This window comes from Paenibacillus sp. Z6-24 (genome assembly GCF_054161335.1).
This window is the reverse complement of sequence record NZ_CP096398.1, coordinates 154,741-172,769: the sequence shown is the minus strand read 5'-3', so window position 1 is coordinate 172,769 and position 18,029 is coordinate 154,741. Positions and strand designations below refer to the sequence as shown.

The window sequence follows — 18,029 nt, the reverse complement described above, 5'->3', positions numbered from 1 at the left end:
CATGAAATTTTCATTTAAATTAACTACCCAGGTCTATGCCATGCTGGCGTTTATGCTGGTCATGGCGTTGATCATTCAGGCTTCACGTTCCGATGCCATTCTTCATATGAAAGGCAATCAGAACAATATTCAGGATATGTCCGGCATCAAACAGACGAATGCCCTGACACCGGAACAGACCGCAGCCCTGCAGGGAGAGCGGCAATTGCTGCTGCTCTTTAACCCCAAGGACAGCGCCAGTGTCAAAATCAAAAACAATGCACAGCATATGCTGAACTATATGAAAGTTCGCTACGATGCGATCGATGCCAGCACCATGCCAGCGGATATCAGCGCCTATGATGGTGTCATCCTGACACTGTCCAGCCTGTCCCAGCTGCCTGACACCGGCTGGATCGAAGGTTATGTGCAAAATGGCGGTAGCCTGCTGTTCACCTCCATGCCGCAGATCGATCAGGCCCTGTACCAGAATTACCGCAAAATGGGCATTATCGAGCTGGGCGGTTATCTAACCTCTACCGGTCTGGAGCTGAAAAGCAATGTGCTGCTGAACGACCAGGATGCCAAGTATTCGCCGGAGCTGATCCAGAACGGCTCGATTCGTGTGCGTCTGGGCAGTGACAGCATCGTGCATGCCATTAGCGACGAGAAAGTGCCGCTGCTGTGGGAGACTACCTATGGCAAAGGCAAATTCGTCGTATTCAACGGCTCGATGTTCCAGGAGAAGACGAGCCGGGGCGTACTGTCCAGCGCCATCAGCCTGATGCTGCCGGATACGATCTACCCGGTGCTCAATATCGAACTGATGTACATCGACGACTTCCCGGCGCCGATTCCGGCGGGGACCAATGACAAGATATACGAGGAATATCACCGGAATACCGCACGCTTTTACAAGGATATCTGGTGGCCGGACATGCTGAAAATCGCTGCCGAGCATAACCTCAAATACACCGGCGTCGTAATCCAGACGTACAACAATCAGGTCAAGCCGCCCTTTGGCGCGCCAACTGATGCGGACGGTCTCAACCTGACGCTGTTCGGACGCGAACTGATCAAGCAGGGCGGCGAGATTGGCGTGCACGGCTACAATCACCAATCGCTGACGACGAATGAACGGATTGCCGACAGCTTTGGCTATACCGCCTGGCCGGACCGCAAAAGCATGTCGGAATCGATCAGCAGTGTGCTCAAATTTATTCATCAGTCTTTTGTGAACTATAAAGTCATGACCTATGTGCCACCATCCAATGCACTTGATCAGGATGGCCGGGCAGCGCTCAAAAGCAGCTGGCCGGATCTGAAAAGCATCTCTTCCGTCTACAGTGAAGATCCGGAGAACCGCTCCTATGTACAGGAATTCGAGATTGCCGATGATGGCATCGCCGAGCTGCCGCGGATTTCGTCGGGCTTTATGACGGACGAGTTCAACGACTGGGCCACCGCCAATGCGGTAACTTCGCTCGGTGTCTTCTCCCACTTCGTGCATCCGGATGATATTCTCGATCCGGATCGCAGCCAGTCCTACAACTGGGAGCAGATGCGCCATATGTTCGAGAAATATATCAGCAAATCGGTGCAGCAGTACAGCTGGCTGCGTCCAATGACCGCTTCCCAGGCAGCGGTAGAGTTGCAGAAATACCAGATCAGCGAGCCGCACTTTGTGCATAAGAATAGCGAGATCGACGGCTATATCAATCATTTCCCGGAAGGTTCACTCTTCTACGTACTGCGTACAGACCGGCCGATCACGGCCCAGGAGAACTGCAAAGTGACCCGGATTGACAGCGGGTCGTATCTGGTGGAAGTGACCCGGGATCAATTCAAGATTGGTTTGGGGGACAAGACATAATGAGAATCTGTATTGTAGCGGAAGGATCGTATCCGTATGTGACCGGCGGGGTATCAAGCTGGATTCATTCCCTGGCCCGCAATATGCCGGAGCATGAGTTTGTGATCTATGCGATCGCCGCGGAGCGCAAGCAAAAAGGGCAGTTCAAATACACACTGCCCTCCAATATTGTCGAAGTACAGGAGATTTTTCTGGATGAATATATGCAGCTGGAAGGCGAATGGGGGCATCACTTACGCCTCACGCCCGATCAGCGTCAATCGATCAAGGCACTGATTTCCGGCGAAGGGGATCTGGACTGGAGCCGTATTTTCAGCGTGCTGTGCGACCCCAAGCTGAGCAATGCCGCCAACTTCCTCATGAGCCGCGATTTCTTTGATATTATGAGCCAGCTGTGTGAGGAAAAGTACGAACAGCTTCCTTTTACCGAGATGTTCTGGACGGTACGCTCGATGGTGCTGCCGCTGCTGCTGACGGTGCAAAAGCCGCTGCCGCAGGCAGATCTGTATCATGCGGTATCAACCGGTTATGCAGGCGTACTCGCCAGCCTCGCCAAGTATCTGTACGGCAAGCCGGTGATGCTGACCGAGCACGGCATCTACTCGCGCGAACGGGAAGAAGAGATTATCAAGGCCGACTGGGTCGACGGGTATTTCAAGGATATCTGGATTCGCTATTTCTATACCCTCTCCACCTGTGCTTACCAGTATGCGGATGAAGTCATCACCCTGTTCAACCGCAACCGGGAAATCCAGATCGAACTGGGCTGCGAGCCGGACAAAATCCGCATTATTCCAAACGGTGTGACGGCGTCGGATTATGAGAATCTGCCGGCCAAGGCTCCCGGCGAGCCGATCTATATCGGCGGTGTCGTACGGGTCGTGCCGATCAAGGATATCAAGACGATGATCCAGAGCTTCAACATTATCAAACGCCAGGTTCCTGAAGCCAAATTCTTCATTATGGGACCGTATGAGGAAGATCCGGAATACTACGAGGAATGCCGCCTGATGGTCGAGCTTCTGCAGGTGGAAGATGTAGTCTTCACCGGCAGCATTAACGTCAAGGAATACATCGGACAGATGGATATCCTGCTGCTGACCAGTATCAGTGAAGGACAGCCGCTTGCCGTACTCGAAGGGCTGGCCGCAGGCAAACCGATGGTCACTACCGATGTCGGCAGCTGCAAGGAGCTGATCTACGGCAATAACGACGAGTTCGGTCCGGCTGGCAGCGTCGTGCCGGTCATGAGCTATGAACGGATCGGTGAAGCGGTCATCCAGCTGTGCCGGAGCGCAGAGCTGCGTCAGCGGATGGGTGAGAATGGCCGGAATCGTGTACGTACGCTGTACACGAACCATAACTTTATTACCGGTTATCAGAATTTGTATCAAACATGTGGAGGGCTTAACGGATGGCCGGTATCGGTTTCGAACTAAAAAAATTATTTGATAAGAGCGGACTGGTCAACAAGGCCAAAGCCTACACCTATTCATCCCTGATTACGATTGGCCCGATGCTGCTCTGTATCGTGATGGTTGGCGTGTTCAACCGGATGCTGCGCGGAGCAGGTACGGATTACCTGAATGTGGAGCTGTTTCAGAGCTGCGTTATTTATGCGTTTATCTTCTCCTATATTGTGAGCAGTCTGATGACGATGTATCTGACACGGGTCAGCTCGGACTTTCTCAACGAAGGCTATCATAATGCCCTGCTGCCGTCTCTGTATGGCAGCATCCAGATCAGTCTGGTGTTCGGCGGCATCCCGGCTCTGGTCTTCCTGGTGTTCGCGGAGCTGCCGCTGTCCATCAAAGTGGGACTGTTCCTGCTGTACATGCTGCTGATCGTGATCTGGAACCAGGTCGTCTATGTATCGGCGATGAAAAACTACAAGCGCATCGTACTGGCCTTTTCCAGCGGTGCGGCGGTATCGATCATTATGCTGGCTGTCATTCTCTATCTGACACCGCTGCGGACCGCTTCATCGGCGCTGTTCGCTTTTGATGGCGGATTTCTGGTGACCTGTATCATGCTGATGATCCAGATCGAACGTTATTTCAAACCCGGCAAGACGGTATCCAACTTTTCCTTTCTCGCCTTTTTGCGTCGTTATCCTTCGCTGCTCGCGATTGGACTGCTGAACTCGGTCGGGCTGTTCGCCCATCAGTTTGTACAGTGGGCCGGTCCGGCTGGTGTGAAGGTGAGCGGAGCGTTCCTGATGGCGCCGCAGTACGATGTGGCGGTATTTTGCGCGTTTCTGTCGGCAGTACCGACACTGATCGTATTCGTCGTATCGCTGGAGACCAGCTTTTATCCCAAGTTCCGCAGTTATTATGACTTTATTCTGTCCAAAGGCTCGATTCTGGACATTAACCGCGCCCGCAACGAGATGTATCAGGTGCTGGGACAGCAGTTTACGCTGATTATGGGTATTCAGATGATTTTCTCGATCATCTCGATCGCGATTGGTATCCGATTCCTGCCCCTGATCGGCTTCACTTCGACCCAAGTGGATCTGTTCAACATTCTCGTCATCGGTTATTTTGCCTACATTATCTATAATGTGCTCGCGCTTGTACTGCTTTATTTTGATGATCGTAAAGGGGTGCTGTGGCTGGCGGTTGCTTTTCTGGCGATGAACACGCTCTTTACCGTGGTGTCCATCTGGACCAATGATCAGGGATTCTCGTTCTTTGCGGCTTCCTTTGTTACGCTGATCGCTGCACTCGGACGCATTGTGTATGTGCTTAACCATATTAATTATTATACGTTCAGTGCGCAGCCGCTGGTGGCGCGCAAGACGGATAACCGCTTCGGCCCGCTGCTGAAGCGCTGATAACCGTTCCACCAACCTCGTCCCCAAGTGAAAGAAATACCATGATGCCGGACAGCGTCAGATCTGCTGAAGATCCTGTACGGTCCGGCCCTGCAATGAAAAGATCGGAGGCAGTTATGAATATGTACCAGAAGGCCGCAGCTATGCTGGCCGTAATACTGGGTGTGCTGATTATGGCCGGATGTGAGGATCGGAAGGATACCTCCACCGCTGTTGCCAGCAGTCCGGCAGCCGGAGCCGTGGCAAATTACCATCCCCGGCTGGAAGATAACCGCAGCGTCTACAAGACCGACAGTCAGGACAGCGTCATCCATATGTACCTGACGATTACCAAGGACAATCTGACCGCTGTTCATCCGGAAAGCTGGAAACAGCTCAACGAGATCAAGCTGCCGGATGACAATACGCCCGACAAAAGCGTCAATGCCATCCTGCAGCAGGGCGATGCCACAGGACCGGTAGCCGGCAAATTTGGTTATGATACCAAAACGCCGAATGCCATGGTCAAGCTGCGCGGTAAATCGACCCTCAGCTCCAACCAGAAGTCCTACAAGATCAGCCTGTATAAAGATGCCGGTCAGTGGCGCAGCCAGACAACGATCAACCTCGTCAAAAGCGCCTATGACTTTACCCGCATGCGTAATATGCTCAGCTACAATATGATGCAGCGCATACCGGATATGGTCAGCCTGCGTACTCAGTACGTACAGCTGCATGTGCGTGATCTGACGGCCGGCAGCGATGCCGGGTATCAGGATTATGGACTGTATACCCAGGTGGAGCAGCCGAACCGGACGTTCCTGCGTTCCCATGGACTCGACCCGAACGGTCAGCTGTACAAGGCGTCCAACTTTGAATTTTACCGTTATGAAAATGAGCTCAAGCTGGAGAGCGATCCTGCCTTTGACCGGACCGCCTTCGAATCAGTATTGGAGATCAAAGGCAATCACGATCATGCCAAGCTGCTTCAAATGTTGGACGATGTGAATGATTCGACCAAGGATTTTGATGAGGTGTTCACCGAGCATTTTGACCAGGATAACTTCCTGACCTGGATGGCGGTCAATATTCTGACCGATAACATCGACACCCAGACCCAGAACTTTATGCTCTACTCTCCGCTCAACTCCAATACGTGGTATTTCCTCCCGTGGGATTATGACGGCGCTTGGGGCTTCTACGACGATGACGAGTCCCGCCGTGCACCATGGAAAGCCGGCATCGCCAACTACTGGGGCAGCCAGCTGCAGAACCGCTTTTTCAAAAATCCGGCCAATGTGACGGCTCTGCAGACCAAGATTCAGGAAATCCAGAGCATCATCAACCGCGAAGAGACGCAAAAGCTGGTCGACAAGTACCGTCCGATTACGGAAAAGTATGTCTACCAGCTGCCGGACCTGGGCAATCTGCCCGAGCCGATCGAAGAATACAGCGGCGAGGTCAACCATCTGATGGATATTCCGGAAGAGTCGATAGCCCGCTTTGATAAAATGCTTCAGTATCCGATGCCGTTCTTCATGGGCGATGTACAGCAGCAGGGCAGCAATCTATCCTTCCGCTGGGATAATTCCTATGATATGCAGGCTGACGATATTACGTACCACTTTACCCTGGCCCGCACGCCGGATATGACGAATCCGCTGCGTGATGAATCCGGGCTGACTGTCAATGAATTGAAGCTGGATGGACTGACTCAGGGACGTTATTACTGGCGTGTACTCGCGGAAGACAGCCAGGGGCATTCGATGACTGCCTTTGATACCTACGAAGATCTGAACAACCAGAACCATTATGGAGTACGTGAATTCTATGTTAAATAAGCACTTCTCCCGTCTGCGCCCCTTCCGTGAGGATCGTGCAGACCACCGCCGAGCCGGTCGCTGCCGGTCAGTATTCCTGCTGCTGGCTGCTGTACTGCCCGTGACGCTGTCCGGCTGCAGTGTCCCGCAGGGTCTGCTGCCATGGGATGTGAATCCAGCAACCAGCGTACAGCAGGAGGCCTATGCCAGCGATACGCTCAGCGATAACAAGTCCTTGTATCAGGAGGAGACCTCTTCCGGCATTACCGACATTTACATTACGATCATGCATCAGAATCTGGACCGCAATCATCCGCTCAGCTGGGACCAGCTCAGTGAGGTATCCAGTGCCGAGGATGAGAATAACCGCTCCATGGATGCCATTTTCCAGGAAGGCAATGCGGAAGGTCCGGTGCACGGCATGTTCGGCTACTCGGACTATCAGGCCAACAGCTCCATCTCCCTGCGAGGCAATGATTCCCTGCGCTCTGCGCAAAAGTCATACAAAATCAAGCTGAACGGTCAGGCCGGAGCCTGGCGGGATCAGTCGACTGTGAATCTGGTCAAGTCGGTGAATGATCTGACCCGGTTTCGCAATCGGCTCAGCTTTGACTATATGACCCGGCTGCCGGATACGGTCAGCATGCAGACTTCCTTTGTCCGGCTGCATATCAAGGATCTGACCCGGGAAGATGCACAGAGTGATGAATTTGCCGATTACGGATTATATACGCAGATCGAACAGCCCAACAAGAAGTTTCTGCGGGCACATGGACTCGACTCCAGCGGCGGATTGTACAAAGCGAACAATTTCAAATTCGACCGCAATGCCGATGCACTCAAGCTGGAGGACGATCCCACATTCGACAAGGACCGATTTCAGGATACTCTGCAGGTCAAAGGCAGCAAGGATCACCAGAAACTGCTGCAGATGCTGGATGATGTGAATGCCAGTACTACAGCGCAGTTTGACGATGTATTTGATCGATACTTTGACCGGGATAATGTCCTCAGCTGGCTGGCCGTGAACATCCTGATGGATAACTATTCGACCTCGTCGGAGAACTACCTGTTGTACTCCCCGACCGAATCCCGCAAATGGTTTTTCATTCCATGGGATTACGACAGTGCCTGGGGCAAAGGACAGCTGCACAGCGCCGTGCTCAGCCAGCGGGCACCGTGGCAGCATGGCATCGCCAACTACTGGGATAACCAGCTGATCCGCCGTTATTTCCAAAACCCGGAGCATGTCCGGCTGCTGACAGCGAAAATCGAGGAATTCCGCAAAATCATCACCCCGGCACAGACCGCGCAGATGATCGCGGACTACCGCCGGATCGCCGATGCCGCTGTACTGCAGTCCAGTGATCCCGGCTATCTGCCCGGCAGCATCAGCGACCGTGAACAGGAGCTGAAGCAGCTGCCGGCATGGAGCGAACAGAGCTATACGCGGTATCTGGAGAGCCTGCAGCGTCCGATGCCGTTCCGGCTGCTGGAGCCGCAGACCGTGCAGGGTCAGCTGCAGTTCAGCTGGGAACCTTCGTACGATCTGCAGGGCGAAACGCTGAATTACCATATCATCGTCTCGCGGACGCCGGATATGACCGCTCCACTGCTGGACGAGCAGGTCGGAATTAACACAACTGCCGCCATGAAAGCTCTGTCCTCCGGTCAGTATTACTGGACCGTGACCGCAGAAGATCCAAGCGGCCACCATATGACCGCCTATGATGAATACACCGATATCGACGGCCTGACCCATTTTGGCGTCAAAGCCCTGTATATTCCCTGAACACCAGTGAACAGAAAAGAGGTCAACCATGAAGTTCGCCAATAAACGGCTGCGGCATGAACTGAAATACTATATTGCTCCCAACGAATACGAGAGCCTCCGGCGGCGCGTCGCTACCGTGATGCGGCTGGATCGCAACTCGATTGGTAATGACGGCTATCATATCCGCAGTCTGTACTTTGACAATATGAATGAGACAGCCTTGTTTGATAAAAATAACGGGACTTTCCAGCGCAAAAAATACCGTATCCGCATCTACAACCGCAGCGATGCCGTGATCAAGCTGGAGCGCAAAAGCAAATTCAACGAATTCACCGCCAAGGAATCCGCGCCGCTCACCCGGGCGCAGTTCGACTCGCTGATGGCCGGGGAATCGCAGTTCCTGCTGGAATCCGGTGATCTGCTGATGCGTGAATTCTACTACGATATGCTGCACGGGCAGCTCAAGCCATCCGTCGTCGTCGACTATATCCGGGAAGCGTATATTTACCCGGTCAGCGATGTACGGATCACGTTCGACAAGCAGCTGCAGGCGGGCGTGCAGTCTTTTGACATCTTCGATCCGAATCTGGTGACACTGGAGTCGATCGAAGGACCGCGCCAGATTCTTGAGGTGAAATACAATCAGTTTTTGCCGGACTTTATCAAGCATCTGATCCAGCTGTCTTCACATAACCGCTCGACCATTTCCAAATATGTACTGTGTAAAGAAAAACAAAAAGTGTTTACGGGCTGACCGCCTGGAAGGGGACAAATAGCAACATGAACGAAACGACCAATTTTAGTGATGTGATCAAAAAGAGCTTCCTGCAGCTGGATTCATTCAACCAGGTCTCTTTTATCGAAATGTTCTGGAGCCTGCTGATCGCGTTTGCGATCGGGATGCTCATCTACTGGGTATACCGCAAATGCTATCGCGGTGTGGTCTACAGTCATAACTACAATGTATCTTTTGTACTGATGACGATTATTACCTCGCTGATCATTATGACGATCAGCAGCAATATCGTGCTGTCCCTGGGGATGGTCGGCGCGCTGAGTATCGTCCGTTTCCGGACCGCGGTTAAGGACCCGATGGACATCATGTTCATGTTCTGGGCGATTTCCGCCGGTATCGCGACCGGTGCGACGCTGTATGCTTTTGCCATCGTCGGTTCGATTGTCATTACGCTCGTCATCTTCTTCATGTCCCGCCGCCAGAACGGCGAGGCACCGTATCTGCTCGTGATTCACTACGACGAATCCGCAGCCGAGCCGGTCAAGATCGCTCTGCGCAAGCTGAAGTATGTACTGAAATCCAAAACGGTTCGCAAAAGTATTACCGAGATGACCGTCGAGATTCGTTTGGCGGACCCGGATAATACGCAGTTTATTAATGAACTGTCCAATGTGAGCGGTGTGTCGGATGTGGTGCTGGTGAGTTATAACGGTGATTACGCGCAGTAAAGCACTAGAATATTGGGTAATACTCCTGTCAAACAAATAATTAAAATGTTTTTATTCAAACTCCGGCCTTTCCCAGATTACTTTTGGGAAAGGCCATTTATTTGTTTTAAAAAGATTAGGAAGTAAGTATGTTATGAAACAAGAAAGCGGACAATTGTTAGGTGCTTACTACATTAGTGTTATTCGATAAGACTAACTAAAGCTTAATAATAAAGTGAAATAAAGGAGGGGAATCTTAGATTCCCCTCCTTTTGCTTTTATTTATCTTGTTCTATAGGCAATTTGATTTCTAATTCAGGAATATAGTTAACTTCTATATTTCCTTTTTTATCCAATTTGTATTTATTTGAATTCTCTTCGAATACATACGTAAAAGGCTTTATTATAATGAATTTTGGTAATGATATGAAAGGTTCAAATTGGGTATCTGTAGTTAAAATATTTCCGTCGTCAGCATTCCACCCATGAGCATAAATCATTTCTATCTTATTCCCTTTATCATCTTGTAATTCATAACCATACTTCTTATCAGAGTCGTTTATCTTAGATAGGGTGGAGAATTCTGTTGTTAAAGTTGTAGTGATCGGTGTAAGCTGCAACTTATTAACTTTAAAGCTAACATCTTTAGCACTTTTTTGAATAGCAGGGGTCATAACCAAAACATTATCTGTATTTAATTGGACTGGTACATCCAGTTTAAAAGGCTCCTCAACGCCTTCGATATTAAGGCTAAGACTTGCGTTAAAATGATCTGGAAAAGAAATACCACCTTGATTTTTTAAATCACCAAATTCCAGAATCATGGAGTCTTTATTTGCAGTAGGGAAGAAGAATATACCTGCATTATTATCTTCAGCGATCGAGTAAGCTTTGATGTCTTTGTCGTTGATTGCTATATCTATGTTTTGAACTTTAGTCGTCCAATCTTTATAAGCTCCTGATTCTGTACCTTCTATAGCTACAGAAACTCGTGTTCCGTCATACGACACGGCAGATGCTTTTACAGTTAATTCTTTATCGGTATCACTAGTATTAACTACTGTATAAAACCCTTCTTGACTAGCCACTTTTAATCCCATGTCTCCAGCTAAATGAAATAGATTACTTACTAAAGGAATCTGGCTAAGTGTAGAAGCAAGCGCAGGTGAAGCCATGCTTGTTCCAATTAACAGGGAAACTGCTGCTGCAGAGGAAGCTAGAGCTACTAAAGTTTTAGATTTCCAGCTTTTTTTCGCTTTTATGGGGTTAACATACAACTCCTTCTGATTATTATCTAAGTTCATCATAATTTTGTCCTTCATATCAACTTCAATTGGAGTATTTAAAATGGCATTTTTTAGTTTCTTTAAATTTTGATCTGCATTAAAATGAGTGCTCATAAGTATTCACTCCTCGTTTTTTTTCTTTAATAAGCTTCTTACGCAGCCTTTCATGCTTCTTGCGAATTGTAGCCGGTTTTAAATTCATAATAAATGCAATCTCTTCATAGCTGTATTCTTCGAGTGATCTTAAAAGTACAATCTGTTTTTCCTCTTTTGTCAGTTTATCTAAATAATCATGAACTAGATCAATATCTGAAAGTTTTGTTTCCTCTATATGCTTATCCCGATAGGCAGATAGCATTTTTGAATCTTTTTTTCTCTTCTTCAACGCGTCAATACAAGCATTTTGTGCAATTTTATACAACCAGGCTGAGAACGAATAAGTTGGGGTAAATGTACTAATATGTTTATATGCTTTTAGAAAAGTTTCTTGTGCTGTATCTTCTGCCTCTTGCTGATTATGAAGTGTATAATAACAATATAAAAATATAGGTTTTTGAAAGCGTTCAATAATAGAAGCATACGCTTGCTTATCGCCTTGTTGAACTTTATTTACAACTTGGTTTATATCTTCATCTATTTTATTTTGTTCCATGTCGTGAACCTCCTTTGCTATATATAACTTTCGAAAATATAAAGTTGTGACACGTGTAACAAATTATATTATTAGAACTATGTAGGCAAATAATCGAAAACCAAAAAATCAAGCTCGCTTGTATAACTAACAATATTTCTTTCTTTATTAGATATAGATAGCCATTAACCATTTAAAATGAACTGTCCAATGTGAGTGGTGTGTCGGATGTCGTGCTGGTGAGTTATAACGGTGATTATGCGCAGTAAGATCCATATCAAAAAAGACTCTTCCCCTGCCGGAGAGTCTTTTTTTGATATATTGATATCCTATTCGATGATGCGCATCGATCCGATTCGGTCCATCCTCCTGAAATACTCGTCAGCCGTACACCTGCACACAATTGCGCCCCATCCGCTTGGCTGCGTACAACGCTTGATCCGCCTGCCGGATCAGCTGCTGTACCGAAGTCTCCCGGTCGCCGGGCGTTACCTGTACACTCGCCACGCCAAAGCTGGAGCTGATGCGCATCGTCTCGCCATCCACCAGCAGTTCACTGCCGGCAATTCGGCTGCGGATCAGCTCGGCCAGCTCGTACGCTTCCGTCACCGTGGCGCCGGGCATACAGATAATAAACTCATCCCCGCCGTACCTGCCCGCAATGTCCTGCTCATCCAGAATCTCGCGCGCCGTGGCTGCCAGATGCATAAGAGCGATATCCCCGGCTTCATGTCCGTACGTATCGTTGACCTGCTTGAACTGGTCGATATCGAACATAATCACGGCCACCGGCCCGCCGTCCTGGCGGGACAGTCCCTCGATCACCTGCTCCGAGCGCTGCATCAGGGCGGTCTTGTTGAGCAGCTGGGTGAGCCCGTCGGTATTGGCAAGGTGCTTGAGCTGTTCCTCCAGCTGGGCCTGCTCGGTAATATTCGCAAAAATAATAATTCGGCCGACCGGTGTTCCTTTTCGGTCCCGCACGGGTGCAAAGCGGATTCGGAAGTATGTCTTCACCGCTCTGCGCTCACACTCATAATCGCATTCCTGCCCGCGCACCAGCACTTCACGCAGCACTGGATAACTGTCCAGCAGACTCATCAGGGGCATCCCGATCGCCCGGGAATCCAGCCCCTCGAGCAGGTCGGTCATCGCATTGTTGTAGTCGACCAGCACGCCATTCTCATTGAGCACCACAACGCCGTCCTCCATGCTCTCGAAGACGATGTCACGCGCAATCGGTGCCACATCGAACATCTGGTACCGCAGCAGGGCAATACTGTGAAAAATAAACGACACGCTAATAAAGAAAGGTCCCAGATCAATTCCGTACGGACTCTTGCCGCCTACATAAAAAAAGCTCGCCACCACAGGAGCGATCAGCCCGGCTACCATCGTCAGAATCTGCATCCGGAAGCGCCATCTCACCCTGCGCATCTGCAGCAGCAGAATCAGAATACTGAGAGCAAGGCAGCCATACAAGTATACGGAGTGCACATAGAAATAAGGCCCATGCACCAGCCGGGTGACCGGAAATGGCGTATCTGTGCTAAGGCTCATCGCGCTGTAATACAGATGATGATATTCATTGGTATGCTGCATCACGATCGTCGCCAGCGGAATCAGGAACAATACATAATAGACCCACCGGTGCAGCTTCTGTCCGACATAATCACAGCACATCAGCAGGGTAAAGGCTGGAATAAACGGCAGCGGAATATATTCCATCCGCAACCAGAACCAGGTCTGTTCCAGCGTCGGACTGGTCAGTTCAAATAAATAAGCAAAATTAAATACCGAAGCCAAAAAGGTAGTGACGATATAATACCTGCCGCCGGGTGCCTGTCTGAACCTGAACAGAGCGTATATGCACAGACAGAGACTCAGCGCACCGCCGCCAATAATGATCAGGATATAGGTTAATAGCTCTTGTTCCATCTTCACCTGCTCCATCGAACTAAGCTCGTCGGCAGCCTGGGCTGCAGAGCTTGCTGGTTTATCCAGTTCATTATATAGCAGGCTATAACCGTAAAATAGAATTGACTTTTATGAATTGCAGCTAATCGGTTTAACGGGCTGTTTGGAAATAGCGGTAGACTTTGTCCAGCTTTTGCTCATGCTTGCCTCTGGGACTTTCCATACTGCCAAATTCAAAAAACTTCACCTGACGGATGCCTACATAGCTGAACAGCGCGCGGCGCATCAGCACTTTGTGCGAATTGTTCAGCCACAGCCGCAGGTAGCCGGTCGGTCCCTGCATGGTCGAGATGCACACGACCGATTTGCCTTTGAGCAGCCCTTCCGGGATCCAATCGCCGCTTTTGCGATATGCGTAGGCAAATCCCGATGCCATCATGCGATCGATAAATCCCAGCAGCATCGCCGGCGGACGTCCCCACCAGATCGGATAGACGAATACAATGCGATCTGCCCATTTGATCTGTTCCCGGTAGGTATGCAGTTCAGGATCAATATGCATATCCCGGCGCCGCTTGTGTTCGTTGAAGACGAGCGCCGGATTAAATCCGTCCGCATACAGATCGATCACCTGAATCTCTTCATCGGCCGCATGGTCCTGGATACCGCGCACTACCTGCTGCATCATGGCATAGTTCAGGCTCTGGTGATTGGGATGGGTGTAGATAATTAGTGTTTTCATGACATCGCCCCTCGATTAGTTGTCATTTGATAATCAAACAGTAACAGGATTCTATTTTACTTGTCAAATGATAATTGTAATATGATAAGTATTTTGCTATGTTGGAAGGCGAGGTGAAGATATGAAGACGAATGATCTGTTCCAGCAGTTTGTCGCTTTTACAGCGGCCGTGCATCAGGTGAGCAGCGAGATGACCCGAGACATCCCGACCGGCGAACTGACTCCGGCTCAATATAAAATCATGGAATACCTGATGGTCAGCCAGCCGGTGACCCTGAGCGAAATCAGCGAATGTATCCATATGTCCATGCCCAACACCAGCCGCGAACTGCGCAAGCTGACCGACAAAGGACTCTGCGAAAAGGTCACCGACCCGCAGGACCGCCGCAAGCAGCTCATCCGCCTGTCCGATCAGGGCAGCGTGATGATGGAAGATATTTTCCAGACCGTCAAAGAGCGCTTTGCCAAGCGGGCAGCAGCGTTGTCCGAGGAAGAGATGGTGCAGGTGGAGCAGGCGCTGACGCTACTGCAGGAGAAGATATTTAACTGATCCCACAACTGTACCAGCTCGCCTGACTGTAGGTATTCGGTTATCGGTATTATGAAAATTCTCTGATGCAAAGGAGAAACAATGGACTCAAACAAAACCACTCCCAACCTTGCCCATCATGATTTGCTGCATATTCTAGGCAGCTATGCGCTGGGTAATCTGCATGCTGTGACCGAACCGGTGCAGGGCAGCACCTCACAGGCACGGATTGTCCATTGCACCAAAGGTATATTTGTCGTACGGCGTCTGCAAAGCCGCAGCCAGGCTGAAATGGAAGCATCCATATCCAGCCTGATGGCTGGCCGGCAGGTATGTCCGCCGATGATACATACTGCACATGGTCATCCCTTTACCTTTTATCAAAATAATTACTATAATGTTCAATCTTATATTGAACCGCTGCCTGTATCGCCTGACCCTATTGATTATGAACAGCTTGGTGTGAAAACAGCATTATTTCATACCGCGACCCGCTCGTTAAATGTACCGGTTCAACCGGACCGCTTTTCATTAATCTGCGCGGTGAATCGGTTGGATCTGAACAATAATTACGATCAACTAGATGAAAGTGATCAGTCAATCGTTCGTATGCTGCAGTTCCGTATAGAACGATGCCTTACTTATGAAAATTCTTCTGTTCAGCACACCGGCTATATTCATGGCGATCTGGGGAAATGGAATCTGATCTTTGGCAGCGAGGGGATCTTTTTTATTGATTTTGGAGAGGTTCGGCGTGGTAATGCTCATTTTGATATTGCTGCTTTGTTTACCTCTATGCTTGATCTTAGTCAGGATGCAAGGGTGAATCAGGAGCATATCCGCTTATTCAGGCAAGGATATGAGCGATATGGATGTATGGATAATGCTGTTCTGTTCGAACAGATCCAATTATGGACTGTAAGAGGGATTGCAGCTTTATTAATACAGCACGGTCTGCAAAAACCTGTTCTACGTACAGCAGAGCGCTTATTATATGGATTAGACGATTACAGTAAGCTGTTGGATGAGTGAACTGTATACAACAAAAAACAGCAGCCCACCTTTCGGTGAACCGCTGTGTCTTCTTTCCCAGTATGCTGTATGATCCAATCCTTACTTGCCGTCCCTTACCCTGGCGGCTGCCTGATCCAGCGCCTCGATGACACGGTCGCACCAGGCGTCGAACTCGGGATCTTCCTGCTGCAGCTCAGGATGATCCCAAATATGCTGTACGGTGCGGCGAATGCCCTGATCCATGCGGATCGTAGCTACAAATTCCGGTACCAGCCGCTTGAGCTTGGTATTGTCAAACACAACCGTATTCGCTTTGTCCCCGAGCAGACTGCCCCGGTAATCTTCCGTACTGCACGCGTCGAGGAATTCAGACGATACATGCACCGCATTCAGCTTAACCCCAAGCGTATCGGCGATCACTTCATGAATCTGGTTCCAGGTGACCGACTCGTCGGACGTAATATGCACGGACTCGCCAAGTGCATGAATATTGCCCATCAGCCCGATGAATCCTTTGGCAAAATCTTCACTGTGGGTCAGTGTCCACAGCGAGGTACCGTCCCCATGTATAATCACCGGCTTGTTCTCCAGCATCCGGCGGGCGACCTGCCAGCTGCCCTTGCTGCCGTGTACACCAAGCGGAATGGAACGTTCGCTGTATGTATGGCTCGGACGCACGATGGTCACCGGGAACCCCTGCTCCCGGTACTGCTTCATCAGGTAATCTTCACAGTCAATTTTGTTCCGCGAGTATTCCCAGTACGGATTGGCGAGCGGTGTTCCTTCCGTAATCCGATAATCCGACGGCGGTGTCTGATACGCCGAAGCGGAACTGATAAAAATAAACTGCCTGGTCTTGCCCGCGAACAGCCGATAATCCCGCTCCAGCTGCGCCGGTACAAAGGCGATAAAGTCTGCGACCACATCAAATTCCAGATCGGCGATCAGCTCGGCAACTTTGGCTTCATCGTTAATATCCGCCTGCAGAATCCGGGTATTGTCCGGCAGATCGTCATTTCGATTCCCTCGGTTGAGCAGATACAACTCCCATCCCTGTGCCAGCAGCTGCTGCGTAATCGCCTGACTGATCGTACCTGTACCTCCGATAAATAGCGCTTTCATAAATACACCTCCGCAGATAAAATTTGGATACTGCATCACTCTGTCCTCTACGATAGCACGACAATATCCCGTTTACAAATCGGTCCGATCCCGTGAAATTTGATTTGTCCAAATCATGTCATGTACAGTATAGGGAGAAAAAGCATGCACCTGGATGGATTATTCCGTCTTCAGGCTGTTTGCCAGCGCAACAGGAGAGGAGTTATTATGGACTTTCTATTAACCGTTCTAAAGTATCTATTTCTGGGGGCCCTGCAGGGCTTTACCGAGCCGATTCCGATTTCTTCCAGTGGACATGTCGTACTGGTACAAAAGCTTCTGGGATTGGAAATCGAGGGGCTTAGCTTTGAGACATTCGTCAATACCGCCTCACTGCTTGCTGTACTTCTCGTTTTTCGCGAAGATATACGCCGCTTGTTCCAATCGACACTGGCTTATATCACCCGTCAGTCTGCTGCTGACAGTGAACAGGGCAAAGAGCAAAAAAACGACTTTCTGTTTGTGATCTATCTGGTGCTCGGGACAATCCCTGCCGGTGTAATTGGTGTACTGTTCAATGATTATATCGGTGAACATCTCAAGGGAGTACATATCGTAGGCTACAGTCTTGCCGTAACGGCTATTGCCCTTTTCGTCATACGCAATATGCGCGGCCGCAAAAATGATGCCCAGCTGTCCTGGAAAGATGCACTGATCGTAGGATTCGGGCAGGCTGTCGCTCTCATTCCCGGTATTAGCCGCTCGGGAGCCACCATCGTGACCGCGATGCTGATCGGAATGAAGCAGGAGACGGCTCTTCGCTTTTCTTTTCTGTTATACATACCGATTAGTCTGGGCGGAGCCATTCTGGAGCTGCCGGATCTGCTGGCCATGGAATGGACGCCGGTATTGATCGTTTCTTATGCGGTCGCTTTTATCGCTTCTTTTGTGGCTTCTTTCTATGCATTGAAATGGTTTATCAACATTATGAAAAATGGCAAGCTGGTCTATTTCTCTGCCTACTGTCTGCTGCTTGCTCTATGCATTCTGATTTTCCTGTAATCGGACACTAACAAGGCTTGCAGCATTTCCGTCTGCATGAAGAGTC

15 protein-coding genes are annotated in these 18,029 nt (G+C 49.7%); 10 read left to right on the top strand and 5 right to left on the bottom strand.

Going from position 1 to position 18,029, the window contains the following annotated elements:
- Nucleotide 1: 1 nt before the first annotated feature.
- The 7 genes from M1D61_RS00770 to M1D61_RS00740 all read left to right on the top strand — a co-directional run bounded on the left by M1D61_RS00770 (nt 2) and on the right by M1D61_RS00740 (nt 9,725).
- The gene (locus M1D61_RS00770) at nt 2-1,852 is read left to right on the top strand and encodes a DUF2194 domain-containing protein (RefSeq protein ID WP_458120735.1); all 1,851 of its coding nucleotides are present in this window, start codon (nt 2-4) and stop codon (nt 1,850-1,852) included.
- Nucleotides 1,852-3,291 carry a GT4 family glycosyltransferase PelF gene (gene pelF, locus M1D61_RS00765; RefSeq protein ID WP_458120734.1) on the top strand — a complete coding sequence of 480 codons (1,440 nt, stop codon included), beginning with the start codon at nt 1,852-1,854 and terminating at the stop codon, nt 3,289-3,291. Before M1D61_RS00770 ends, pelF begins: the two co-directional genes overlap by 1 nt.
- On the top strand, nt 3,267-4,688 hold the full coding sequence (gene pelG, locus M1D61_RS00760; RefSeq protein WP_458120733.1) for an exopolysaccharide Pel transporter PelG: 1,422 nt from the start codon (nt 3,267-3,269) through the stop codon (nt 4,686-4,688). The genes pelF and pelG overlap by 25 nt, the downstream gene beginning before the upstream one ends.
- Before the next feature lie 116 nt (nt 4,689-4,804).
- On the top strand, nt 4,805-6,508 hold the full coding sequence (locus M1D61_RS00755) for a CotH kinase family protein (protein WP_458120732.1): 1,704 nt from the start codon (nt 4,805-4,807) through the stop codon (nt 6,506-6,508).
- Complete coding sequence (locus tag M1D61_RS00750) at nt 6,498-8,279, top strand: CotH kinase family protein (protein ID WP_458120731.1); 1,782 nt, start codon at nt 6,498-6,500, stop codon at nt 8,277-8,279. The genes M1D61_RS00755 and M1D61_RS00750 overlap by 11 nt, the downstream gene beginning before the upstream one ends.
- Before the next feature lie 28 nt (nt 8,280-8,307).
- Complete coding sequence (locus M1D61_RS00745) at nt 8,308-9,015, top strand: polyphosphate polymerase domain-containing protein (protein WP_458120730.1); 708 nt, start codon at nt 8,308-8,310, stop codon at nt 9,013-9,015.
- A gap of 26 nt (nt 9,016-9,041) precedes the next feature.
- A complete protein-coding gene (locus tag M1D61_RS00740) occupies nt 9,042-9,725 on the top strand; it encodes a DUF4956 domain-containing protein (RefSeq protein WP_458120729.1) in 684 nt (227 codons plus the stop codon).
- A gap of 257 nt (nt 9,726-9,982) precedes the next feature.
- Here M1D61_RS00740 and M1D61_RS00735 read toward each other — a convergent pair whose 3' ends face one another.
- The 4 genes from M1D61_RS00735 to M1D61_RS00720 form a co-directional block, all read right to left on the bottom strand.
- On the bottom strand, nt 9,983-11,104 hold the full coding sequence (locus M1D61_RS00735; protein ID WP_458120728.1) for a DUF4179 domain-containing protein: 1,122 nt from the start codon (nt 11,102-11,104) through the stop codon (nt 9,983-9,985).
- A complete protein-coding gene (locus M1D61_RS00730) occupies nt 11,088-11,642 on the bottom strand; it encodes an RNA polymerase sigma factor (RefSeq protein ID WP_458120727.1) in 555 nt (184 codons plus the stop codon). The genes M1D61_RS00735 and M1D61_RS00730 overlap by 17 nt, the downstream gene beginning before the upstream one ends.
- Before the next feature lie 360 nt (nt 11,643-12,002).
- Nucleotides 12,003-13,556 carry a histidine kinase N-terminal 7TM domain-containing diguanylate cyclase gene (locus M1D61_RS00725; RefSeq protein ID WP_458120726.1) on the bottom strand — a complete coding sequence of 518 codons (1,554 nt, stop codon included), beginning with the start codon at nt 13,554-13,556 and terminating at the stop codon, nt 12,003-12,005.
- 130 nt (nt 13,557-13,686) lie between these two features.
- Nucleotides 13,687-14,277: an NAD(P)H-dependent oxidoreductase gene (locus M1D61_RS00720; RefSeq protein WP_458120725.1), complete on the bottom strand. Its 591-nt coding sequence runs from the start codon at nt 14,275-14,277 to the stop codon at nt 13,687-13,689.
- Between the two features lie 121 nt (nt 14,278-14,398).
- Between M1D61_RS00720 and M1D61_RS00715 the strand changes: the two genes are divergently transcribed.
- Both M1D61_RS00715 and M1D61_RS00710 read left to right on the top strand, forming a co-directional pair.
- Complete coding sequence (locus M1D61_RS00715) at nt 14,399-14,827, top strand: MarR family winged helix-turn-helix transcriptional regulator (protein ID WP_458120724.1); 429 nt, start codon at nt 14,399-14,401, stop codon at nt 14,825-14,827.
- Between the two features lie 81 nt (nt 14,828-14,908).
- The gene (locus tag M1D61_RS00710) at nt 14,909-15,838 is read left to right on the top strand and encodes a phosphotransferase enzyme family protein (RefSeq protein ID WP_458120723.1); all 930 of its coding nucleotides are present in this window, start codon (nt 14,909-14,911) and stop codon (nt 15,836-15,838) included.
- 81 nt (nt 15,839-15,919) lie between these two features.
- On the opposite strand, the gene M1D61_RS00705 is transcribed toward M1D61_RS00710, so the two are convergent.
- On the bottom strand, nt 15,920-16,942 hold the full coding sequence (locus M1D61_RS00705; RefSeq protein WP_458120722.1) for an SDR family oxidoreductase: 1,023 nt from the start codon (nt 16,940-16,942) through the stop codon (nt 15,920-15,922).
- Between the two features lie 207 nt (nt 16,943-17,149).
- Between M1D61_RS00705 and M1D61_RS00700 the strand changes: the two genes are divergently transcribed.
- Nucleotides 17,150-17,983, top strand: a complete 834-nt coding sequence (locus M1D61_RS00700; RefSeq protein WP_458120721.1) for an undecaprenyl-diphosphate phosphatase — start codon at nt 17,150-17,152, stop codon at nt 17,981-17,983.
- Nucleotides 17,984-18,029 lie beyond the last annotated feature (46 nt).